Origin of the sequence: Mucilaginibacter sp. 22184 (assembly GCF_052045695.1) — a bacterium.
Lineage (GTDB): Bacteria > Bacteroidota > Bacteroidia > Sphingobacteriales > Sphingobacteriaceae > Mucilaginibacter.
This window is the reverse complement of the sequence record NZ_JBQEPI010000017.1, coordinates 1-22634: the sequence shown is the minus strand read 5'-3', so window position 1 is coordinate 22634 and position 22634 is coordinate 1. Positions and strand designations below refer to the sequence as shown.

Sequence of the window (22634 nt, the reverse complement as noted above, 5' to 3'; positions counted from 1 at the left end):
GCAAGATAACGATTATGCTTTAAATACTGAGCAACCTGCTTGGGCCAAAGCCTGAATTTATTATGCATGCATAGCATTCACTTCAAAACAATTGCTAAATTTGTGTTGACCAATTATCTATTTTCATGGAAAACACAGCTCCATATCAATCCCGGTACAAGATCCGTTTTGTAACAGCGGCTTCGTTGTTTGACGGGCATGATGCCACTATCAACATCATGCGCCGTATACTGCAAAGCAGCGGTGCCGAGGTGATACATCTGGGCCATAACCGATCGGTTGACGAGGTGGTGAACTGTGCCATACAGGAGGATGTACAGGGCATAGCGCTTACCAGTTACCAGGGCGGTCACCTGGAATATTTTAAATATATGCATGATCTGCTGGCCGAACGCGGCGCGGGTCATATCAAAATATTTGGCGGTGGCGGCGGGGTGTTCCTGCCGCAGGAGATCGAAGAACTGCAGGCTTATGGCATCAGTCGTATCTACTCGCCTGATGATGGCCGTACCATGGGTTTACAGGGCATGATCAATGATATGCTGCAGCAATGCGATTTCCCAACGGTTACCCACCTCAACGGCGAAATGGACCAGCTGCCCGAAAAAGATCCCGGCGCTATTGCCAGGCTGATCAGTATGGCGGAGAACGGAAAACACGCCGCCGATTACGAGGATCGTGTTGCGAGTTATGGGCAACAGGCAACCCGCAACCCGTCACCTGTTCTTGGCATCACCGGCACCGGTGGTTCGGGTAAATCGTCGTTAGTAGATGAAATTGTGCGTCGTTTTTTGATGGCTACGGATAAAACGCTGGCTATTATTTCGGTGGATCCCTCCAAACGAAAAACCGGTGGGGCACTCCTGGGCGATCGTATCCGCATGAATGCGATCAATAATCCACGGGTATACATGCGTTCACTCGCTACACGCCAGGCTAACCTGGCCTTATCCAAACATGTGCAGGAGAGCATTGACATTTGCAAAGCGGCAGGTTTTGATCTGATCATTGTAGAAACCTCGGGCATTGGCCAGTCGGACACCATGATCACCGATTACTGCGATGTGTCCCTCTATGTGATGACCCCGGAATTTGGTGCAGCCACCCAATTGGAAAAGATAGACATGCTGGATTTTGCCGACCTGGTGGCCCTTAACAAATATGATAAACGCGGCGCCCTGGATGCCATCCGCGATGTACGAAAGCAGTATAAACGAAACCACCAACTATTTAATGCCAAGGATGATGACCTGCCTGTATATGGCACCATGGCTTCGCAGTTTAATGATCCGGGGATGAATACCCTGTTTGCCGCGGTGATGAAAACGATCAAGGCTAAAACCGGGGTTGACCTGCTTTCAGGTGCGGGGAGCGGGTTGCCAGTGCCGGGTGCGGAAGAGTCAGAAAAAATTTACATCATCCCGCCCGATCGTAACCGATATCTGGCCGAAATTGCCGAAAGCAGCAAAGCTTATGACGATTGGGTAAATGAACAATGCAAGGTTGCCCAACAGTTATTCCAGGTAAAGGGGGTGATCGAGCTCGGTCAGACATTGGAGCAAGGAACAAGGAGTAAGGACAAAAACCAACAGGGCAAAGTTTCCTCCTTTGGAGAGGGTTTAGGCGAGGTGTTTGCTCATTTGGAAGCTCAGCTTCATCCCGAATGTAAACGACTGCTTAAAGAATGGCCCGAAACGGTTAAAAAATACAAGGCCGAAAACTTCATCTATAAAGTGCGCGATAAGGAGATTAAGCAACCTTTATACTATACATCATTGTCGCAATTGCAAATCCCCAAGATCGCTTTGCCCCGTTATGAGGCTTGGGGCGATGTATTACGGTGGCTGCTAACCGAAAATGTACCCGGCGAATTCCCATACGCGGCAGGTGTATTCCCGCTGAAACGCGAGGGCGAGGACCCTACCCGCATGTTTGCAGGCGAGGGCGGCCCCGAACGTACCAATAAGCGCTTTCATTATGTATCGCTTGGTCAGCCAGCACACCGCTTATCTACCGCTTTTGATTCCGTTACCCTGTATGGCGAAGACCCGCATACCCGGCCAGATATTTATGGCAAAATAGGCAACTCTGGCGTAAGCATTGCCACATTGGATGATGCCAAAAAACTGTACTCAGGCTTTGATCTTTGCGCGGCATCTACCTCAGTATCCATGACCATCAACGGACCGGCCCCCATGCTGCTCGGCTTTTTTATGAACGCCGCCATTGACCAGCAATGCGAAAAATATATCAAAGAACATGGTTTAGAACATCTGGTAGAAGCCAAATTTAAAGAGCTGTATGATGATAAGGGGTTGGAAAGACCGGGATATAAAACCCTCACCCCAACCCTCTCCAGAGGTGAGGCTCTTTTACCTCCCGGCAATAATGGCCTCGGCCTCCTGCTGCTGGGCCTTACCGGCGACCAGGTGCTGCCTGCCGATGTTTATGAAAAAATAAAAGCCTACGCTATTTCTACCGTTCGTGGTACGGTACAGGCCGATATATTAAAGGAGGACCAGGCGCAGAATACCTGTATTTTCTCAACAGAATTTGCCCTGCGCATGATGGGCGATATGCAGCAGTATTTTATCAGGGAAAAAGTGCGCAACTTTTACTCGGTGTCTATATCGGGCTATCATATTGCCGAAGCCGGGGCCAATCCTATTACGCAATTGGCCTTCACCCTGTCTAATGGATTCACTTACGTAGAATATTACCTGAGCCGGGGTATGCATATTGATGATTTCGCGCCCAACCTGTCGTTCTTTTTCAGTAATGGTATCGATCCGGAATATTCGGTGATCGGTCGTGTGGCCAGGCGCATCTGGGCAAAGGCCATTAAAAATAAATACAAGGGGAACGATCGTTCGCAAAAGCTTAAATACCACATCCAAACCAGCGGACGGTCATTGCATGCCCAGGAGATCGATTTTAATGATATCCGCACTACGTTACAGGCACTTTATGCCATTTATGATAACTGCAACTCGCTGCATACCAACGCTTATGACGAGGCCGTTACTACCCCTACCGAAGAATCAGTTAGGCGGGCCATGGCTATACAACTCATCATCAACCGGGAACTCGGCCTGGCTAAAAATGAAAATCCTATTCAAGGCGCTTTCATCATAGAGGAACTTACCGATCTGGTGGAACAAGCTGTGTTGACCGAATTTAAGGCCATTAATGAACGTGGTGGCGTGTTAGGCGCTATGGAAACCATGTACCAGCGCGGCAAGATCCAGGAAGAATCATTGTATTATGAAACCCTGAAACACAACGGCGAATATCCCATCATTGGGGTTAATACTTTTCTGAACAAAAAAGGATCGCCTACTATAGTACCTGCCGAAGTGATCCGTGCGACTGAGGATGAAAAGCAATATCAGATAGAAGCCCTGCACTCCTTTCAGCAGCGTAACCAGGACCGCATTCCGGAACTGCTTAAAGCCTTGCAGCATGCTGCCATTGCCGGCGACAATATTTTTGAAAGCCTGATGGAGGCCTGCAAATATTGCTCACTCGGACAGATCAGCCACGCTTTGTATGAGGTTGGAGGACAGTACCGGAGGAATATGTAGGACTGAGCTTAAAATTTCAAAAACCTATTTTTATCCTGCTATCCTAATCCTATCTTAGAAACATGAAATCCGTACCTTATCTCATTCTGACAATCTTATTTGTACTACTGATCGGTACCAATAGCAAAGCACAAAATAAAAACGCCCAATTTCCACCCGAAAAATTCTCTGTTGTTGAAGCAAAACTTCAAAACGGTAAACCTGTTGTGGGATCGGTAAACATGGCATACAAAAATTATGATAAAAAAGCTCAATACCCCTGGTGTCTAACTATCAATATAGCGTTGGAGCTAAAAAACGTCAGTAAAAATGGCTTGCCCATCAAGGCAGAATCAGATATAGCCAATAAATTCGAGGATCAGCTTCTTGCCGAAATAAAAAAACTTGCTACAGCACATTATATAGGTCATTTATATAACGACAGCTTTTTGGACATCTATATTTATCTTGACGATCCTAAAAAAGCAGCTAACTATCTTCAATCACAGGTTAATAAGAAAGGTATAACCCGCGGTTTCGCGTATAAGATAGAACAGGACCCTCATTGGTCTACAGTTCAGCATCTGCTTAAATAACTTTACTTTAATTCACTTACTGCCTTATTAATAGTAAGCCCGGTGTTACCGGGCTTTTAAAACTTTTGGTAATACTATTATGCAGTTTGCGGGCATACTACCGCAGGGCACAGCATGCCCGCAGGAAACACGCAAGGACGGGTTGGGCAACATCCATCGCATACCGGCAAATGGCCAATTCCAGGTCCGGCACCCATAATTTTTCCCATTTGGTTTCTTGAAAGCGCACCCGTTGCACCAAGCTCTAAAGCTTTTAGTTGTAATTTTTTCATAAGAATGTTTTTTTAGTGGTTAAAAATCAAGCATATATATCAAATATAATTATTATATATAATAATTAATATCTGGTTTCATGAAAAGAATTCCCATTTTTAAAACGAATGCAAAATGATTAAACGTGGCATAAGAAACTTAAATTTGCCCTATGCAAGCCAACCATCAGGAAGATAAAATTTTTACCAAAATACCTGCCGACCAGCTTACCGGTCGCGACCGTACATATGAAAATTGCAGGTTTATCAACTGTGATCTTTCCTATGCCAATCTATACAGTATGGTTTTTATCGATTGTACATTTCAGGATTGCAACCTGTCGTTAGTTGATGTAAGCAACACCGGTTTTCAAAATATTACCTTTAAACATTGCAAGTTAAGCGGTGTAAATTTTAGCAAAGCCCGCGATTTTTTATTCGAGGCTCATTTTGAGCATTGCATCCTGGATAATGCCGTTTTTTACCAAAAGAAAAACAAAAAAGCAAAATTCAACGAATGCTCCATGGTGGAAACCGATTTGACCGAATGCGACCTTACCGATGCCAAATTGATTAATTGCAACCAGAACAGGGCATTTTTTAGTCGTACCATATTAAAAGGGGCCGATCTGCGCAGCTCTTATAATTTTATGATCGACCCGGATGATAATATGATCAAAAAGGCGCAATTCTCTTTACACGGACTGCCGGGCCTGTTGGGCAAATACGATATTAAAATAGAAGGCTAAGATCAGACAGGTAACTCCGCTTTATCTTTTTTTGCAGCACTGAGGTAACTATAACCCGCTATTAAAGTGCCTAACAGGGTACATATTAAAGTGTATCCTATGGTCATCAAAATACTCCTGGCATTAAAATATATTTTAGTGATATACATATCCCTGATATCCCCTAATCCCCAGATATCAATAAAGCCTATTATCCTTCCTGCTATATCAGCACTTATATATACGCAGATGAGGAAAATGGCTGTATTTTTCAGTACCTCGGTATTGATCAATGGTTGCCCTGTTCTTTTCAGGTACTTAAACGCGGCAATAGAACTTATCAGCAATGCAATTACCAGGTTAACTATAGGTATCAGCATCAGCAAATGCATTTTTTGCAGCGTTTCATAAAATCGCCCGTATATTAAATTGGTGATCTGAGAATTAAGCTGATAAAACGCGATGAGAATAATACTGGTTTTAGCCATATACCATACTTTGAGACTTTGCCCCAAACTGATATTTGCCCGGTATTGGCACAATAAAAAATAGGTTAATAATATTGGAAAAATAAAAAAATTCGGATAATCTGCCTTTCTGAAAACCCCCGCTCCTACCAGGATCATATCCAAAATAAACCACAGGGAGTTAAATATCCACGCGGTGATCTCCAGGCCACGACTTCTCCTCTGCCTCGCAAGGATCACAACAGAAAATATCAGACCAAGCAACAGGATGAGTAAAAGGATGCCCCCTATAATAAAAATGACGATGGTAGCTTCTAAGGATAATGAATACATGTTAAGGTTTCTGTTTAAACTATTATAATAAATTAAAACACGATATTGTTTGCCGGTATTGGAAATACGTTTGTAAAAGTAATTGTTGAGCGAATAATTCTCAGGGCGTTTACAATTTCCGTAAAATTAATGGGTTATAAATTATGAAGAATCTCATCCTGCTGTTTAGTGTTTTATGTATCTCTGTCGCATCAAAAGCACAGGATGTCAAAACCATCTGCAATAATATCAACACTTTAAATACGGCTATTTTAAACGGCTCTATAAAAAGACAGGATGCAGCCGCCCAATTCAAACCATTAATAGAGCAACTTAAAAAAGTCGCTGATAAATCATCATCATCTGGCTGGACGTTCCCACTCAAAGGCTATAAAAGCAATGCCATAGGCGGAACCAACGGCAACGGATACTCCGACAAGGGCTATCACTACCTGGATGGCAATAAACACGCGGCACACCCTGCCCATGATATTTTTATAAACGATCGTAACCAGGACTGCCTCGATGATCGCACCCATCAACCGGTTGATGTATTGGCGGTGGGCGATGGCATTGTAATAGCCTGCATTAACGAATGGGCACCATCAAGCAACCTCCGTGGTGGTAAATTCATCTGGGTATATCATCCGGCACAAAACATTTTTACCTATTACGCTCATAACCAGGTCATTTTTGTAAAACCCGGCGACGAGGTAAAACAGGGTCAAAAGATTGCCGAGGTGGGTCGTACAGGTTATAATGCCTACAAAAAACGGTCACCCACACACCTGCATTTTTCGGCGTTTCATTTAGTGGATGATCTACCTGTACCCTATAACCCTTATTTACAATTGAAAAAAGCCAAAACCATATGAAAGCTTTCATCCTGCTGCTGAGTTTATTTTTTATAGGTATAGCCAAACCAGATCATGTTTCAAGCCGTTTTAAAGCCCCTGCAGGTTTTCAACAAGTAATTGCATCGCCGGGTAGTTTTGGAGCCTGGCTACAGGCGCTTGCACTTAAACCGACAGGTACACCCGCGCGTACTTATAAAGGCGATATTGCCCGCACCAACCTGTATACCGCAGCCATTGTAGATATGAGCGTAGGTACACAGGACCTGCAGCAATGTGCTGATGCCGTAATGCGCCTGCGCAGCGAATATCTTTATCAGCAAAAGAACTATAAGGCCATCACCTTTAACTTCACCAGCGGTTTCAAATGCGATTTTGTGCACTATGCCGATGGTTACCGCTACAGCAACGAGCATTGGGCGTTGAAAGCCAAAAAGGACTACAGCTACCCCAACTTCCTGCGTTATATGAACCTGATTTTCAGCTATGCGGGTACTTTGTCGCTACAAAAAGAACTCAAAAAAGTAAGCGATCCCAATGAACTTAAAGCGGGTGATGTTTTTATCAGGGGTGGTTCGCCAGGACATTGTTTTATTGTGCTGAACGTGGCAGAAGATGCCCGCCACCACAAAAAATTCCTGCTGGCGCAAAGTTTTATGCCTGCACAAAATATCCAGGTGCTCCAGGAAAACGGCGACCCCTGGTTCAGTCTTGATAAAAAAAGTGGTATCCCTTATGGCGAACTCATCAGCCAGGAATATTTGAAACGCTTTGATTAATATTCATCGCCAAAAAACTTTTTAAACCTTAAATTTTAACAAATTACGTGTCGAAAACAGGCTAAAAACGTTTCAAAAACGATCGGAAAATATCGATTTTAACAAATTTTAGCTCTGTTTTTACCCGTTTTGAAAACTTTAAAAAGTTTTCAAAATTAATGGTCAAATAACCACATACCCAACAGCTGTTTTTGGACTGCTTTGTCTTAAACCAAACAGCCCGGGTATCTTGGGACGAAGCCGGGCTGTTTAGATTTATATAAATACACCAAATTTTTGGGTGAATATTAAAGCACCTAAATCAATTGTCATCCTGAGCGGAGCGAAGGATCTATTCTGCCTATGAAAAGTTCAACAATAGATGCTTCGTTCCTCAGCATGACAATTGGATGTTTTCCTCACCCTCTTTCCGCCGCAGGCGAAGAGAGGGCCGTCCAGCGTAGCGCAAATGGGGTGCGTCGTCTACAGCCTGCTCTTTACCTCTTCTCTACCTTATCATAAAATCCGCCGAAAGTATTTGCCCTTACGCCTTCCTCCTTAAAAAAGTCGCCGGGGAAACCGAGTTCTATGGCGCTGGCATCGTTCAGTCTTTTTAATTGGTCATCGTTTAGGGCAACCTCTACCGTTTTCAGGTTATCCAGTAGTTGATCAACCTTGGTGGCACCTACTATCGGGATGCAGGAAAAACCTTGCTGACGGGTCCAGTTGAGCGCCACATGGCTTTCTGATACGCCCAGCTCCTGAGCAATTTCTACCACCACTTTGGTTATGGCTTCGGCACGACTATTCAAACGTTTGCTTTCGGGCTTGATGCGGCCCTTGTCGCCCCGCAGGTATTTGCCTGTCAACGCGCCACCGGCTAAAGGTGCCCATGGCGTAACCGTCATGCCAAAATGTTTGGCCATCGGTATCAGTTCGCGCTCGGCGGTGCGGGCCAGCAGGCTGTACTCTACCTGTAAAGCGATAAACTGACTCCAGCCCATCAGTTCGGCCAGGGTATTGCCTTTGGCTACCACCCAGGCCGGTGTATCGCTGATGGCAGCGTAGTTTATTTTGCCTTGTTTAATCAAGTCGTCCATGCCGCGTAATACCTCGTCTATAGGTGTAATATCGTCCCAGATGTGCAGGTAAAGCACATCAATAAAATCGGTTTTCAGTCGCTTCAGGCTTTCCTCTACGCTGCGCATCATGTTTTTACGGCTATTGCCCGATGCATTGGGGTTGGTGGTATTATCTTTAAGCGTATACTTGGTAGCCAGCACAAAGTAATCGCGGTCGTGATGGCTCATATAATCACCAATGATCTTTTCGCTGGTGCCCAGTTTGTAAATATTGGCTGTATCCAAAAAGTTGCCGCCGGCATTGGCGTAGGCATCCATAATGGCAAAGCTGGTGTCTTTATCAGCACCCCAGCCGGCTTCGGTGCCAAACCCCATGGTGCCCAAACATAATTCTGAAACTTTAAGGCCCGAACGGCCCAGTAATTTGTAATTCATGGTGTGTATTTTTATTCGTTTTTATTAACGCCGAAACGACTCACCCCGCCTGCGGCGAAGTTTCCCCACCCGTCATTGCGAGGAGGAACGACGTGGCAATCCCCTGCTTACAGAGCGGCTCTGCCCATCGGGGATTGCCACGCTGCGCTCGCAATGACGCGTTTTTTATCATTTTTCAAATTCCTTCTTTCCGCCGCAGGCGAAGAGAGGGATGGCGAGCGAAGCAACGCCAGGGTAAATCGTCTCCCGCGCTTTAAATATCGCTTTAATATTACAACAAACAATAAGCGATGCCGACTTGTACTTTAAATATAAATCTATTGCCATGAAGATCATCACCCTACATAAACCCATCAAAATACAGGAGCTGCACGACCTGTTGCTGCAAAAACTTAACCCGCTTTTTCATGAACGCAGGCAAAGCGATATTGATTTTACTGTCGAACAAAAAAACGGCTCCATCGAAATAAACGGACCTAAAGTATACGAAGGTTTCCTGTTCAACCTCACCATAAATGGCACCGAGCTATGGATAACCCGGTCTGAACATTATGTAGATGATGTAAATTCATTAACTATTGAATCGATACTGAATGATCTGTTCAATGATTTATCGGGCGAGAATGGCACCGACCTGGTACAGGAAGGCTAAAAAGAATTGAAATATAATTTTTAGATTTAACAGAAAATCTGCCTGTTATGCCTAAAAGTTATTACCTGTTCATCGTATTTTTATTTGCAGCCTTTACTGCCCGGGCCCAAAAGGTGCCTGATGCCAAAGGTTACCCCGTTATCATCAACCGCGATACGCTATTTACATTTTATACTGGCCAGGGCTTGTTTGAACCTGCGGAGCGGGCCGAAGTGGTTACCAAACGTATAGAGGCACTGGTTAACCGCATCGATTTTAATGCCGATTCGCTCACGTTAAAAAACGACACCTCGGTTTCGGTGATCGCCTATAATTCGCAAATTATCCTGGCTATTAACAATAAGGATGCTACCTATTCTGAGCTTAACCGCCCGCAGCTGGCAGCCAGTTACCTGGCCATTTTGAAAAAGAAACTGGGTAATTATTTTACTAACAGCAGCACCAAACAGGTGGTTATCAATATCCTGGAAGCGGTAGCGGTGGTACTGCTGCTTATTGTTTTAATATGGGCACTTAACAAAGGTTCGCGCTGGGTAAAACTCAAAACTTTAAAAGCCTGGGAAAACCGGATGGATAAACTGGCGGCACAAGGCGCCCCCGTTGCCTACGCCAAACGTTTATTGCCACTGGTTACCGGCCTGCTGCGCATCGGGCGTTTTATACTCATCATTTTGCTGGTTTACCTGGCGCTGCCGGTGTTGTTTTTTATTTTTCCGGCGTCAAAACCTATCGCGGTGCAGCTGCTCAGCTATATTGTTGATCCTTTTAAAAGTATTGTACTATCCATTGTGCATTACATCCCCAACCTGCTTACCATCGTGGTGATTTATGTGGTTACCCGGTACATCGTTAAGCTGGTGAAATTCATAGCCAACGAAATTGCGCAGGGCGCCATTACCATCAACGGTTTTTACCCTGAATGGGCCATGCCCACTTATAATATTATCCGGGTACTGTTGTTCGCGTTTATGTTTGTGGTGATATTTCCCTATCTGCCGGGATCGGACTCGAAAGTATTTCAGGGGGTTACCGTATTTCTGGGCATCCTGTTTTCGCTGGGTTCATCATCGGCCATATCCAATATGGTATCGGGCATTGTGCTCACCTATATGCGCCCCTATAAAATTGGCGACCGTATTAAAGTGGGCGATGTAACCGGCGATGTGGTGGAGAAAAACCTGCTGGTAACCCGTTTGCGTACCATTAAAAATGAGGATATCACCATACCCAACGCTACCATACTAAGCGGGCATACCACCAATTACAGCACTGTAGCAAAAACCATGGGACTGATACTCAACACTACCATAACCATTGGTTACGATGTGCCCTGGCAAACGGTGCACAACCTGCTTATCGGCGCGGCCGAAGCTACAGAAGGGATTCTCCTTACCGATCATCAACCCTTTGTATTGCAAACCGGACTGAATGATTTTAACGTGGCTTATCAGCTCAACGCTTATACCGAACTATCCAATCAAATGGCGGTGATCTATTCCCGGCTGCACCAGAATATACAGGATAAGTTTAATGAAGCCGGGGTCGAGATCATGTCGCCAAATTACTTCGCGCTGCGCGATGGTAACCATATCCAGATTCCGGATGGTTATGTACCGGAAGGGTATAGTAAGCCGGGGTTTAAGGTACAGGGAGAGAAAAATTAATAAGAAAGCTTGTCATACTGAGGCACGAAGTATCTACTGTTGAACTTTTCAAATATTAAATAGATCCTTCACTCCGTTCAGGATGACAAAAATGATTATCGAATATAAAAAATCGCCCCTTGCGCTCGTTTGCAACGAGTGCTTAATGCGGGTTAGCGTTTTAAACGCTATGGCGATGCAATCGCCAGTCCATAATAAGCACTCGTTGCAAACGAGCGCAAGTAGATTTAAAACCACAACCTCAAAAAGTTTGTCATGCTGAACGCAGTGAAGCATCTATTAACCGATATGCATGGTTCTATAACAGATCCTTCGCTACTCTCAGGATGACAAAATTTTAGTATACTCATTCAAACAAAAGAGGCACCCAATTGGGTGCCTCTTTTAATATTTTCTGATAAGGAAAATTATCCGTTTATCCAGCTGAATTTGTATTCCAGCATGGGGTTTTTCATGCGTTCGGCAACACGCAGCAGGCGCGATGGCAGGTTCATGATATAATCGCGGGCTTTTTCGCCGGCTTCATTCAGATCGATAGTGCTTTCAATATGCCAGTCTTCGATCAGCTCTTTCAGTATATCCACATAATCAATAGCGGTATATATACCCAGGCGTTGCGCGGCATCGGTAAAGTGACCAAACGTTTGACCAACTTTTAAACCTACCTCACGCAGGAAGTGAGCAGGCATCACGATCTTTTTGCGCATCATGTCCTCAAAAGCGATCATGGCTTCGCTCGGATCAACCTCAAATATTTTTTCGATAAAGTATTTATAAGCTTTGGCGTGGCGGGCTTCATCGCCGGCAATGGTACCACACATTTTTGACAGCAGGGTATCACCATCCTTTTTAGCCTGTGAGGCTACACGTCTGTGCGATACGTTTGTCGCCAGTTCCTGAAACGAGGTGTATATAAAGTTACGGTACGGATCGGTTCCGGTACCGATATCAAAACCATCGGCAATCAGGTACTGGGTAGATACCTCCATCATGCGCATATTAACCCGGCCAGATAGATAAAGGTATTTGTTGAGCAGATCGCCATGACGATTTTCTTCGGCTGTCCAGTGGCGGGTCCATTTCATCCAGCCGCCTTCTTCGTCTTTGGATACACCTTCAACCATGGTAAGCCATGACTCATAAGTAGGCAGGGCCTCCTCGGTAATGGTGTCGCCAATTAAAACGGCTATCAGGTCGTAACTTAAACCCTGGGCGCTTTCCTGTAGTTCCTTTATCTCACTAAAAAATGAATCTCTTGTAGAGTCGGGTAAAAAATCAGATGGTTGCCAGATATGATCAACAGGTTTCAAATATTCGAACATCTTCTCGAGCATATATTTTTCAATATGCTCCATAACCTCCCGACGTTTTTCTTCAAAAAATTTCATAACAGTATATTACCTGGCAAAGGTAATCAATAAATGAATAATTATGTTAAATGATTTTTGGGAACAAGGATTGTTTTGGAGTAAAGATTTTGGGAACCAGGAGCAAGGACTTTTTCTTTGCGCCTTAATCTTTGTTCCTGTTATACATAAGGAGATGCCGCAGACGACTCACCCCGACATCGCTGCGCTCGTCCCCCCCTCTCTGCTTCGCGCATAGAGGGGGGGAACAATTATTGAATTAATGATTTAGCGAATTAGTGATTTATTTTCCCGTCAGCAGATAAGCTTCGGTTGAAAGCAGACAGAACGAAGGTGGGCGGTGCGGTTGCGGGGCATAGCAAGTTTTTGCTGAAGGGAGAGAAAGAGGGAACGAAGTAGGGCAAAATAATTGCAGCCCTGGTTCTGTCCGCTTTGCAGGATAAAGGCCTGCAGCCAAGAAGCATTTCTGCTGAAAGCCCTTTGGTTACTTTGTGGCTACAAAGTAACTGGCCGTCCCGCGGCCAAGAGCGGGTATGCGCCATGTCTAATCGGCGAATAGATCCTTCACTCCGCTCAGGATGACAAACAAATTAAAACTCTGTCCTTTACCTTACAACCCCAATAGCCTCTTTCATACAAACCGGCAACGTACTTAAAGCTGGTTTGCCGGTAAACAGGGAGAATGCCCCGTTATAATCCCAAAGCATACCGGGAATGTTTAGTCGTTTAAGGGCGGCCCGCATGGCTTTGATATAGCGGCAGCGACTGTCCAGGTCGGCATATTTGTTATAAACACCGTATTCGCCGCATAGTATGGGGACATCGTATTTATTGGCCCATGTTTTAGCAATTTGTAACTTATCGTTAATGGATTGCTCGTTACCATCTTTATTGTACTTGTTATAATTGAGTTCGCCGGCAGTTCCACGGGCTTTTGGGCTCAGGGCTGGAAAATTTTCCGCACTATAAGGAAATGATACCCCGGTTGTTGCTACCTGATCGCCCACCCATGCTGCACCCTGGTGCGTAAAAAGAAAGGGTTCATAAAAATGAAAGGTATAAATGATGTTCTCGTCGGCCAGGCGAACAAAACGGCTCAATTCATAAATACTGTTGTAGTTAGATGCACCAATGATGAGGGTGTGCTTTTTATCAATTTTGCGAATGGCGGTTACTATGTTGTAGGCCGCGTCTTTCCACACTTTGGGGTCAATTCTGGGCGGTTCGTTATACAGTTCAAAAAAAACATCGTCAGCGTTGGTATGGATATAACGTTTTATCACTTTTAACCAGTGATTAATAATTATAGGTGTTTCCACCAAATAATTGGTATCATTTAACTTTCCGTAATGGTAATCAATTACCAGTTTAAATCCATACTCGTGACATTGTTTCACCACCTGGTCAATCTGGTGAAACACTTTTTCATCGGGTATATGCTGCTCTTTAAACCAGCTAAAAGCAACGGGTAACCTGATGCTTTTAAAGCCTAGTTTCTTCAATAATTCGAGATCATTTTTTTTCAAACCTTCTTCCGCAAACGTTTGTTTAACCCATGTTTGCTCCAGCCATGAAATACTAATGCCATTGTTCAGACTTTGTGCCCGTTTGAAAGCTAACTGCCGGACCTGTGGCATTTTTGGACTGCTTTTTGCAACAGCGCCAGCAGTTGATACTATGAGTATTAACAAATAGTTTAAGATTTGCGTAATAGGAATTATTCTGACTCTCACCTCTTAAACCTAAGCTTGATAAAAAACCATAACAAAAACGGAACTTGATTTTAAATTACAATTTAAGATAACGAATAATGTTTGTTCAAATTGCAAAAGACGAATTAATAAAAGAGACCTACAAAAAAGCGTGGTTCCAAACCAATAATATCATTTGGCCCATTATTTTGCTTTACCCGGTTTTTAGTATTATTGATTACGTATACGCTCCGGAAATTTGGATACAGTTTTTTATTGTAAGGTTAATAACCAGTGCCCTGATATTTGGTCTGCATGGTTTGTTTACCGCTAAACATTATGATTATCGTTTGCTGCTGCATATCAGTTTTTTTATGCTTTCGGTAACATCGGCGCTTTTATGTAATATTGTAAAGATCCAGAACCTTAATATTTACTATCTGGTTTTTGCAACCATTGTATTGTTTTTTAACCTGCAGGTATTTTGGGAACCTATTAACTCCTTTATAGAAGTATTGACAGCTGTGCTGTTACTGGCTATATTTTTTAACCTGTTCAGCGATTACAATCTGGATATCGTGATCGGTACGGGTGGCGGGCAATTTTTTATTATAACGGCTATTATTTCGTGCATCATCCCGGGTACCCGTTACAAGGTGATGCGGAGGGATGTGCGCTCGCAAATACTGATCGAAAAATCAAACGAGCAGCTCAAACAACAAAATGCCGACATCAATGCCAAAAACAACCTGATCGACGCTCAATATGAACAACTGCGTAAGATTGACGGGCAAAAGAACAGCTTTATCAATATAGCCGGGCACGACCTTAAAAACCTTATTGGCTCTGTAGTGATGAGCAATAATATGATCAAGGAAGAAGATTATCGTCTGAGCAGTGATCAAAAGGAGTATGTAGGTTATATAGCTGAGTCGGCCGAAAAAATGCAGTACCTGCTCAACAAGCTGATGGATGTGAAGGAGATAGAATCGCCGGAGATGCAGTTTAAGCTGGAAATATTTGATGCCAACGTAGAGGTAGCACACGTTTTCAGAGGCTTGTATGAAACCGCGCAGATGAAAAACATCCACCTTACGGATAATATCCTGAAATTGCCTCTTAATGTAAGGCTCGACAGGGTATTTGCCGGTCAGGTATTTCAGAACTTATTGTCAAACGCCATTAAGTTTTCGCAAACCAATAATGATATCAGGGTGGTAACCAGCCTGCAGCGTCAACGCTTTGTTTTTGAAATTATTGATGAAGGTATAGCCATTGGCCAAAAAGAACTGGATATGATGTTTAACAAGCTAAAAACGCTTAATGATACATCAGGCACAAATGAAAGCCGCCTTGGTTTGGGTCTTTCCATCGCCAAATTGATGACCCAGGAAATGGGCGGCGAACTAAGTTATCGCAGTGACGATAACGGTAATTATTTTAGAGTTGAGTTTTACGTTATAAATTAATATTTACAACCAGATGAATAAATTTTTAGCCCTATTAGCCTTTGTATTTTTATTGAATACAACAACGCAAGCACAAAGTATAGTAACTTTTAAATCGCTTGGGCATGAGGACGATGTGCTATACGGAATGAGCGGCGCCAATTCATTTTATGTGAAGATAACTCCGCTTACCGAAATGAATGGCAGCAAGCTGGTTCTGTATTTTGAGCCCTCACAGGCTTTGATCAAAGAGCGTTCATACATCAACGTGGTTATCAACAACAAACCTGCATACAGCGCCCGGTTAACCAGGGATTCGATCCAAAAACTTACCCTGAACCTGAGCCGTGCGGATTTGTCGACCGATAAGTTCCTGAAAATACAGGTAAAAACCCTGTTAACCATCAGCGATGATGAGTGTAAGGATCTGGATAATCCGGCCATGTGGTTAAAGATCAAAAATTATTCATACCTGTCGTTATTAAAAAACAGTAAAGGCCTGCTCGATGGCGTAAACATCAGCAACTGTTTTGATTCAAAAAAGGCTATCGTTTATCCGGCAAACCCAAGTCTGCATGACCTGAAAGCCGTAGCATGGGCCTACTCCCGGTTAAAAAAGACACAAACCCGCAATATCCAGGTATTTGAAGAAGGTAAAGTACCCGATAGCGTACGTAACTATATACAGGTGGGCAATATAGCAAGCCTGCCTGCTACCAAGCGCGAGCTGATAAAAGTAACTCCACAAAGTGACCAGGGTTTATTTTATCTGCACAAATCGGCTGGTGTAGCTACTGATACCATTACCAGGATGGTTGCGGCACCAAACGGCACGCTTACTCCAGTTAAAACCGTGACCCAGGAAAACGTTTCTAAAGAGATTTTATTTGTTACCGGCGGCGACGATAATGGTTTCGAAAAAGCTATTACCGCCCTGGGCAACATGAATATCCTGAATTCAACTTACGGCGATTACCTGCTGATTGAGAAAGCGCAAAATACCTTCTTTAAAAGTATTGACGAAAACCGGTCTAAATTATCCCTGAAACAAATTGGCGGTGTGAGCGACTTTTTATCGGGCATAGGTTCACTCAAAAGTGCCTACTCCTTTAAAAACAGCGACTTTAGCTTTACACCAAAAGAAGTGGAGATCCATTTTGTAGCCAACTACAGTGGATTAAGCCCAGGCGACCGTGGTTTCTTTAATATTTACCTAAACGGTTTGCTTATCAGCAGCGAAAAACTGGATGCATCCGGAAAACTGAATACCTCTATCACCATTAACCGTTACCAGCACCATAAATACAATACGCTGGAAGCAGAATTCAGGTTTTTCCCAACCAACGGGCATTGTAAAGATAGTTTCATCAATTTCTTTGCCGAGGTTGATGTAGATAAATCATACCTGGAGTCAAAAAATCCATTTATCACCAGCAACCTGAGCTTTTACCAGTACCCGGAAGCCTTTAACACCGGCACTACCCGCGTATTAATAAGCAGGGATTACGCGAAATATACCGCGGCTGCCCTTGGTGAAATTATTTATGAACTGAATAATAACATCAATGCCAATAACTTCCCTGAGTTTGTTTATTCTGACAGCATGCCGCCAGATGAGCTTAAAAAATACAATATTATCGCCCTGCTATCCAAAGAAGATCAGTTGCTGAAAGAATTCCCCGACGCGCCGATTACCTTTAGTCGTGATTTCCGCCTGTACAATACGGATAATCATACACCGGTTTATTCCCTGTCAGATACCGTGTCAAATGGTCTGGCCCAGATATTTTACGGGCGCAGCAATAATGCCACCCTGGTACTTACAGCAACCGGGAAGCACATGTCTGAAGCATTTTTAGCAGTATCCAAATCCATTACCGAACAGCTTTCAACATTATCCAGCAACGTTTGTATATCTGATATTAACTCCAACAAATATTTGTTCAACATCAACAAATCGAGCGAAAACCTGGAGTATATCGATACCAAAAGCGGTTTAACCCGTTTCTGGGACAATTACAACCTGTACATACTGTTGGGCTTATTGATCCTGATATTGCTATCGTTCTTGTATGTGCGTTCAAAAGTTCAAAAATCACAGGAGTTATTTAACGATTAACGCTCCTTTAGTATCAAGTAGTTAGTATCAAGTACCACGACTCTTTGGGGTACCTTATACTAACTACCTGATACTCTATAGATCAGGTATCACGATTTTTCCGTCACATTTTAAATCTGTACTTGATACTTGATACTAACTACTTGATACTAAAACAAAAAACAATGAGTATTTCTATTCCTGAACTTTTGGTAAACGACGGGTTCATTACGCCAGCCGATCAGGAAAAAATCAAGCTTTTTTCGGAACGGTCGGGCATGTCATATACCAAGATCGCTTTGAACTTTGGTTATATCTCCCGTAAAAACTACGAACGTTCATTAACCAACGCGGGCTTTACCTTCGCGCCGGTAAGGGAAGAAGCTTTTGATACCGAAATACTCAAAAAGATCGATCTGAAATTCGCTAACGATCATATTGCCTTACCGCTTCGCATCGAGAATAATAAGGTAGTAACGCTGATGAGCGATCCGAGCAACCAACTGTTTATTGAATTTATCAGGTTCACTTATGATCTGGAGCCGCACATTATTGTAGCCAGAGACCTGGATATTACCTGGTTAACCCATAAATTGCTTGGCGAAAAATATGTTAAGGCCTCCGTGTTTGAGCTTTTAAGGCGAGATCCAGACAGCTCGGCATCAACCACCTTTACCAGTCCGCAATTGGTTACTATTTTTATTCTTATCAGCATCATAGCCATAGGGCTGGTGTTGAATTTTAAAAATACGTCCATCATTATCAATGTGATTGTGAGTTTGTTTTTCCTGATCGCTATTATTTTTAAACTGTTCCTGGCTTTGATAGGCTCGCGTTTTGAACTGCACCAGGCGGTAACCAAAACCGATGTACGGAATATTGTGGAAGACAGCCTGCCGGTTTATACCATTTTGCTGCCGGTTTATAAGGAAGATAAGCTGATCAAAAAACTCATCTGGAACCTGCAGAGCCTGGATTACCCGCGCGAACAGCTGGATATTAAATTGCTGATTGAAGAGGATGACGACAAAACGCTGCAGGCGGTTCAAAACCTGGATTTCCCGGGTGTTTTTGAAGTGATCGTGGTGCCTTTCCACATGCCTAAAACCAAGCCAAAGGCTTGTAATTATGGCTTACACTTTTCAAAAGGCAAATACCTCACTATTTATGATGCCGAGGATATCCCCGATACCGATCAGCTAAAAAAGGTGGTAGCCCTTTTTGCCAAACTGCCGCAAAATTACATCTGTATACAAAGCGCGCTAAACTACTTTAACCGTAACGAGAACTTTTTGACACGGATGTTTACGCTGGAATACTCCTACTGGTTTGATTATATGCTGCCGGGACTGGATACGCTGGATATCCCTATTCCGCTGGGGGGTACCAGTAACCACTTTAAAATGGATGCGCTGATAGAATTAGGCGCCTGGGATCCGTTCAACGTAACCGAAGATGCCGACCTGGGCGTACGTGCCTATGCCAAAGGTTATAAAATATCCATCATCAACTCCACCACCTACGAGGAAGCTAACAACGAACCTATTAACTGGATACGCCAGCGTTCGCGGTGGATCAAGGGGTATATGCAAACTTACCTGGTACATATGCGCAATCCGGCAGCTCTGGTTAAAAAAATTGGATGGCGGGGTTTCTGGGGTTTTAACTTTTTCATAGGCGGTACATCGGCCACATTTTTGGCTTACCCGCTTTTGTTATTCATATTTATAAGTTACCTGATATTTGATTTTTCCACCATCCGTTCGCTGTTTCCCGACTGGGTATTATTTATGGCGATATTTAACCTGATGGTGGGTAACATCCTGATGATTTATATCAATATGATGGCGGTATTTAAACGCCGGTATTTTGAGCTGATATTATTTGCCATTGCCAACCCGGTTTACTGGTTAATGCACTCGGCAGCGGCATATATGGGCTTGTATCAGTTAATAGTGAACCCTTTTTACTGGGAAAAAACCAATCACGGATTAAGTAAAGTTAATAACCCAACCAACGTTATTAAATAAGATTATTGTAATGAAGTTTTCAAAAAATCAATACCTCTTTATTTTAACCCTGATACTTGGCGCTTACTACCTGGTGATCGGCATTTATTTAAATCACCTGGGTTACTATAATCAGGAAAGCATTTTTTACATCGAAAAAACCAAAATAGTTTTCGAGGGCCTGGGTAACCGTATTAAAGTAATGGGTTTAACATCGCCCTTGCTGCCCTTTTACAACACTTTTATTTTTAGCTGGATCAATCCCTACCTGGCACCTGTAATAGCATCGGCCATTGGCACAGCCGTTTTATTTTACATTATTGCCAGCACGTTAACCAAACGTATTGAAGATGATTTTTACCTGTACGTACTTTTATTGTTGTTTTTTCTGCACCCGGGTTTATTATATACGGCCTGTTCCGGAAAATCCATCTATATGGTGCTTACCTTCTTCTTCCTGTTCTTTTTTAACCTGCTTAAATTTTACCGTTCCAACACTACGTTTCACGTTTCGCTGGCCAGTATCTGTTTGGTGATACTTATTTTTTGTGATTATAAGTTTATCTGGCTTACGCTATTCTTTGTACCATTAGTGCTGGCTATCACCGTGCAAAGCTTAAACCTGGGCGAAAAGGAATCTATTTTCCGTTTGTTCTTGAGCTTTAATAGTCCGTCATTGCGTCGTAAGCTTATCAATAAAACATTTGCCATATACGTTATCCTGTTTATTTTACCGCTGGCCTCGGTAATCAGTTATAAGCTGCTTAACCTTACGCATGCTAACGACCTCAACTATTTTATCGAAAGCCCTTATGCCACCTGGAACGTACTGGTTGATAAGCTTAACTTTGATATTGCCACAACCAGCGCCAATTATCAATTGCCGGAGCTATCCATAATGGTATCGTTAAGGGTGATCTATTTTTGTCCGTTGATATTGGTAGCGATTTATCTTTTCAGGGAGAGTACCTACCAGGCCTTAACTATTTTAACACCATTTGCATTCATAGAGTTTTTGCACATTAAATACGATAAGGTATTTTTAAACTATGAGTATTATCTCATTTTCCTGATCCTGTCATTACTGTGCCTGGTATTTAAAGCGCAAACGGTAAAGCGGCAAATGGTATTTAAAGTGATATTATCTGTTGTGATACTGATCCAGTTGTATACCGGATATATTTTCCTAAGCCAATCATTAATAACCGACGAAAAGCGCTTTATAACCACACTGACCACACGCAAACCAAATACAGATCAGGAAGAAACCATGGAACTGGCTGATGTGATCAACAGCTTACCTAAAACTTCGCGGGTATTGATGGACGATGCTGTATCGTACCCCATCGCGGCATTTACACATGATATTCAGAAACTAACCCTGCCCTACCAGGACCTGTTTTTAAGTGCTATAGAAACGCCGTACCGCTATAACGATTATATCCTGATAGCCACAGCCAAAAATCCATTTACGGGTTATACCCAGTTGAATAACCGGTACATCCCGCTTATTAAGGTAGTGAACAGCGGTGTAAACTATCAACGGGTTTACGAAACCGACAACTGGATCCTTTACCGAATTGTTTCGACGCAATAATTTCTCCGTCGCCAATATATTCAATAATTAAACTCAGTCTGAACTTCCGCAACCACTACAGCCGGAAAAGGAACAACCGGAGCATCCGCTGCTGCAGCCACTATCGCCGCTATGGCAACCGTGATGGTCGCTACCATTATGATGATTACTGTGACTCCAGTCTGCAGTACAGCCCGAGCCTCCGCTATCTGCATTGCCGTTGTTATCTCCCTTCTTGTTGTCCTTCCGACCCCATATTGCATAAATGATCATCAACACGATCATGCACATCAACGGCATAGCACCATAGGACGCCCGAATAAAAATGCCAAGGCATAATATAAGTAGTAAAGGCACAATAGTACGTACACCCACTTCCGGCTTTTTTAGTAACCAATATCTACTGATATTTACCCGTTGAAAATTGATATCGGAAAAACGCTGCTGATTCGCAGGCCAGATATCGGCAGGGGGATTGCCATCAAATGTTTGTTTGTATAATTGCTTCGTATCTGTATAATAGCCATCGTATTTTGTATTTTCTGTGTCACCGCCTTTGGTTGGGTTATGATGGACCTGTGTTTGCAGCGTATCCCTGCACAGATCGATCCAGTAGGAATGAGTAAAGGTTAAATGCAGATGCCAGGCCTGGTCCACCGCATCAGAGGGGGTAACTCCATTTTGGGATATACAGCATAAAAAAATAAACTTCTTGTACTCTTCTATAACCCGTAATGTGTATTGCAGATTCCAGCCATTTTCACGTGCAAGGCGATCGGAAAATTTAAATGCTGATTGTGGGTTATCCAATTGAAAGTTTTGGATCTTTTGCCAGAGTTGTGATTGTTCAGGTGTCATGATATCAAATGATATATGACTTAAAACTAAGTAAAAGAAATGAGCCGTTCAACGACCAGGAATTAGCTTAAAATTCGGCTAGATCTTTTTAAGCAAAAGCTATAAACACAAAAAAAGCCTCAGCGATATGCTGAGGCTTTAAGTTTTACATCCTTGCTGGATGATAAGATTTGGCACCGACCTACTCTCCCACGTTTTACCGCAGTACCATCGGCTCTGGCGGGC

Annotated in this window: 17 protein-coding genes; 11 read left to right on the top strand and 6 right to left on the bottom strand. The window is 43.2% G+C overall.

The window, feature by feature from the left end:
* Positions 1–125 precede the first annotated feature (125 nt).
* On the top strand, positions 126–3584 hold the full coding sequence (locus ACTJKG_RS26955) for a methylmalonyl-CoA mutase family protein (protein WP_172338360.1): 3459 nt from the start codon (positions 126–128) through the stop codon (positions 3582–3584).
* Between the two features lie 62 nt (positions 3585–3646).
* On the top strand, positions 3647–4159 hold the full coding sequence (locus tag ACTJKG_RS26950) for a DUF695 domain-containing protein (RefSeq protein WP_172338359.1): 513 nt from the start codon (positions 3647–3649) through the stop codon (positions 4157–4159).
* 77 nt (positions 4160–4236) lie between these two features.
* Here the strand turns inward: ACTJKG_RS26950 and ACTJKG_RS26945 are convergent, their stop codons facing one another.
* A complete protein-coding gene (locus ACTJKG_RS26945; RefSeq protein ID WP_172338358.1) occupies positions 4237–4431 on the bottom strand; it encodes a hypothetical protein in 195 nt (64 codons plus the stop codon).
* 152 nt (positions 4432–4583) lie between these two features.
* On the opposite strand from ACTJKG_RS26945, the gene ACTJKG_RS26940 reads away from it, so the two are divergent.
* Positions 4584–5159 (top strand): pentapeptide repeat-containing protein, encoded by a 576-nt coding sequence (locus ACTJKG_RS26940; RefSeq protein WP_440740954.1) that lies wholly within the window; start codon positions 4584–4586, stop codon positions 5157–5159.
* A gap of 2 nt (positions 5160–5161) precedes the next feature.
* Here ACTJKG_RS26940 and ACTJKG_RS26935 read toward each other — a convergent pair whose 3' ends face one another.
* Positions 5162–5938: a hypothetical protein gene (locus ACTJKG_RS26935; protein ID WP_172338356.1), complete on the bottom strand. Its 777-nt coding sequence runs from the start codon at positions 5936–5938 to the stop codon at positions 5162–5164.
* Between the two features lie 143 nt (positions 5939–6081).
* On the opposite strand from ACTJKG_RS26935, the gene ACTJKG_RS26930 reads away from it, so the two are divergent.
* Together ACTJKG_RS26930 and ACTJKG_RS26925 are read left to right on the top strand one after the other, a co-directional pair.
* Entirely contained in the window at positions 6082–6792 is a 711-nt protein-coding gene (locus tag ACTJKG_RS26930; RefSeq protein ID WP_440740953.1) for a M23 family metallopeptidase, read from the top strand.
* Complete coding sequence (locus tag ACTJKG_RS26925; RefSeq protein ID WP_440740952.1) at positions 6789–7550, top strand: DUF4846 domain-containing protein; 762 nt, start codon at positions 6789–6791, stop codon at positions 7548–7550. The genes ACTJKG_RS26930 and ACTJKG_RS26925 overlap by 4 nt, the downstream gene beginning before the upstream one ends.
* Before the next feature lie 476 nt (positions 7551–8026).
* Here the strand turns inward: ACTJKG_RS26925 and ACTJKG_RS26920 are convergent, their stop codons facing one another.
* A complete protein-coding gene (locus ACTJKG_RS26920) occupies positions 8027–9046 on the bottom strand; it encodes an aldo/keto reductase (RefSeq protein ID WP_172338353.1) in 1020 nt (339 codons plus the stop codon).
* A 325-nt stretch (positions 9047–9371) separates the two neighbouring features.
* On the opposite strand from ACTJKG_RS26920, the gene ACTJKG_RS26915 reads away from it, so the two are divergent.
* A complete protein-coding gene (locus ACTJKG_RS26915; RefSeq protein ID WP_172338352.1) occupies positions 9372–9698 on the top strand; it encodes a hypothetical protein in 327 nt (108 codons plus the stop codon).
* 47 nt (positions 9699–9745) lie between these two features.
* Entirely contained in the window at positions 9746–11362 is a 1617-nt protein-coding gene (locus ACTJKG_RS26910) for a mechanosensitive ion channel family protein (RefSeq protein WP_172338351.1), read from the top strand.
* A 407-nt stretch (positions 11363–11769) separates the two neighbouring features.
* On the opposite strand, the gene ACTJKG_RS26905 is transcribed toward ACTJKG_RS26910, so the two are convergent.
* Together ACTJKG_RS26905 and ACTJKG_RS26900 are read right to left on the bottom strand one after the other, a co-directional pair.
* Positions 11770–12750 carry an acyl-ACP desaturase gene (locus tag ACTJKG_RS26905; protein ID WP_172338439.1) on the bottom strand — a complete coding sequence of 327 codons (981 nt, stop codon included), beginning with the start codon at positions 12748–12750 and terminating at the stop codon, positions 11770–11772.
* Between the two features lie 584 nt (positions 12751–13334).
* Complete coding sequence (locus ACTJKG_RS26900) at positions 13335–14420, bottom strand: glycoside hydrolase family 5 protein (RefSeq protein ID WP_440740951.1); 1086 nt, start codon at positions 14418–14420, stop codon at positions 13335–13337.
* Between the two features lie 119 nt (positions 14421–14539).
* On the opposite strand from ACTJKG_RS26900, the gene ACTJKG_RS26895 reads away from it, so the two are divergent.
* The 4 genes from ACTJKG_RS26895 to ACTJKG_RS26880 all read left to right on the top strand — a co-directional run bounded on the left by ACTJKG_RS26895 (position 14540) and on the right by ACTJKG_RS26880 (position 21572).
* Positions 14540–15889: a sensor histidine kinase gene (locus tag ACTJKG_RS26895; RefSeq protein WP_440740950.1), complete on the top strand. Its 1350-nt coding sequence runs from the start codon at positions 14540–14542 to the stop codon at positions 15887–15889.
* A gap of 13 nt (positions 15890–15902) precedes the next feature.
* The gene (locus tag ACTJKG_RS26890) at positions 15903–17987 is read left to right on the top strand and encodes a cellulose biosynthesis cyclic di-GMP-binding regulatory protein BcsB (RefSeq protein WP_440740949.1); all 2085 of its coding nucleotides are present in this window, start codon (positions 15903–15905) and stop codon (positions 17985–17987) included.
* A gap of 164 nt (positions 17988–18151) precedes the next feature.
* On the top strand, positions 18152–19996 hold the full coding sequence (locus ACTJKG_RS26885) for a glycosyltransferase family 2 protein (protein WP_440740948.1): 1845 nt from the start codon (positions 18152–18154) through the stop codon (positions 19994–19996).
* A 10-nt stretch (positions 19997–20006) separates the two neighbouring features.
* Complete coding sequence (locus ACTJKG_RS26880; RefSeq protein ID WP_172338444.1) at positions 20007–21572, top strand: hypothetical protein; 1566 nt, start codon at positions 20007–20009, stop codon at positions 21570–21572.
* Between the two features lie 33 nt (positions 21573–21605).
* On the opposite strand, the gene ACTJKG_RS26875 is transcribed toward ACTJKG_RS26880, so the two are convergent.
* The gene (locus ACTJKG_RS26875; protein WP_440740947.1) at positions 21606–22409 is read right to left on the bottom strand and encodes a glycine-rich domain-containing protein; all 804 of its coding nucleotides are present in this window, start codon (positions 22407–22409) and stop codon (positions 21606–21608) included.
* Positions 22410–22634 lie beyond the last annotated feature (225 nt).

Bases quoted from the DNA above. Each gene is read 5' to 3' on its own strand.
- ACTJKG_RS26955 (WP_172338360.1), top strand. From the start codon at position 126: ATGGAAAACACAGCTCCATATCAATCCCGGTACAAGATCCGTTTTGTA.
- ACTJKG_RS26950 (WP_172338359.1), top strand. From the start codon at position 3,647: ATGAAATCCGTACCTTATCTCATTCTGACAATCTTATTTGTACTACTG.
- ACTJKG_RS26945 (WP_172338358.1), bottom strand. From the start codon at position 4,431: ATGAAAAAATTACAACTAAAAGCTTTAGAGCTTGGTGCAACGGGTGCG.
- ACTJKG_RS26940 (WP_440740954.1), top strand. From the start codon at position 4,584: ATGCAAGCCAACCATCAGGAAGATAAAATTTTTACCAAAATACCTGCC.
- ACTJKG_RS26935 (WP_172338356.1), bottom strand. From the start codon at position 5,938: ATGTATTCATTATCCTTAGAAGCTACCATCGTCATTTTTATTATAGGG.
- ACTJKG_RS26930 (WP_440740953.1), top strand. From the start codon at position 6,082: ATGAAGAATCTCATCCTGCTGTTTAGTGTTTTATGTATCTCTGTCGCA.
- ACTJKG_RS26925 (WP_440740952.1), top strand. From the start codon at position 6,789: ATGAAAGCTTTCATCCTGCTGCTGAGTTTATTTTTTATAGGTATAGCC.
- ACTJKG_RS26920 (WP_172338353.1), bottom strand. From the start codon at position 9,046: ATGAATTACAAATTACTGGGCCGTTCGGGCCTTAAAGTTTCAGAATTA.
- ACTJKG_RS26915 (WP_172338352.1), top strand. From the start codon at position 9,372: ATGAAGATCATCACCCTACATAAACCCATCAAAATACAGGAGCTGCAC.
- ACTJKG_RS26910 (WP_172338351.1), top strand. From the start codon at position 9,746: ATGCCTAAAAGTTATTACCTGTTCATCGTATTTTTATTTGCAGCCTTT.
- ACTJKG_RS26905 (WP_172338439.1), bottom strand. From the start codon at position 12,750: ATGAAATTTTTTGAAGAAAAACGTCGGGAGGTTATGGAGCATATTGAA.
- ACTJKG_RS26895 (WP_440740950.1), top strand. From the start codon at position 14,540: ATGTTTGTTCAAATTGCAAAAGACGAATTAATAAAAGAGACCTACAAA.
- ACTJKG_RS26890 (WP_440740949.1), top strand. From the start codon at position 15,903: ATGAATAAATTTTTAGCCCTATTAGCCTTTGTATTTTTATTGAATACA.
- ACTJKG_RS26885 (WP_440740948.1), top strand. From the start codon at position 18,152: ATGAGTATTTCTATTCCTGAACTTTTGGTAAACGACGGGTTCATTACG.
- ACTJKG_RS26880 (WP_172338444.1), top strand. From the start codon at position 20,007: ATGAAGTTTTCAAAAAATCAATACCTCTTTATTTTAACCCTGATACTT.
- ACTJKG_RS26875 (WP_440740947.1), bottom strand. From the start codon at position 22,409: ATGACACCTGAACAATCACAACTCTGGCAAAAGATCCAAAACTTTCAA.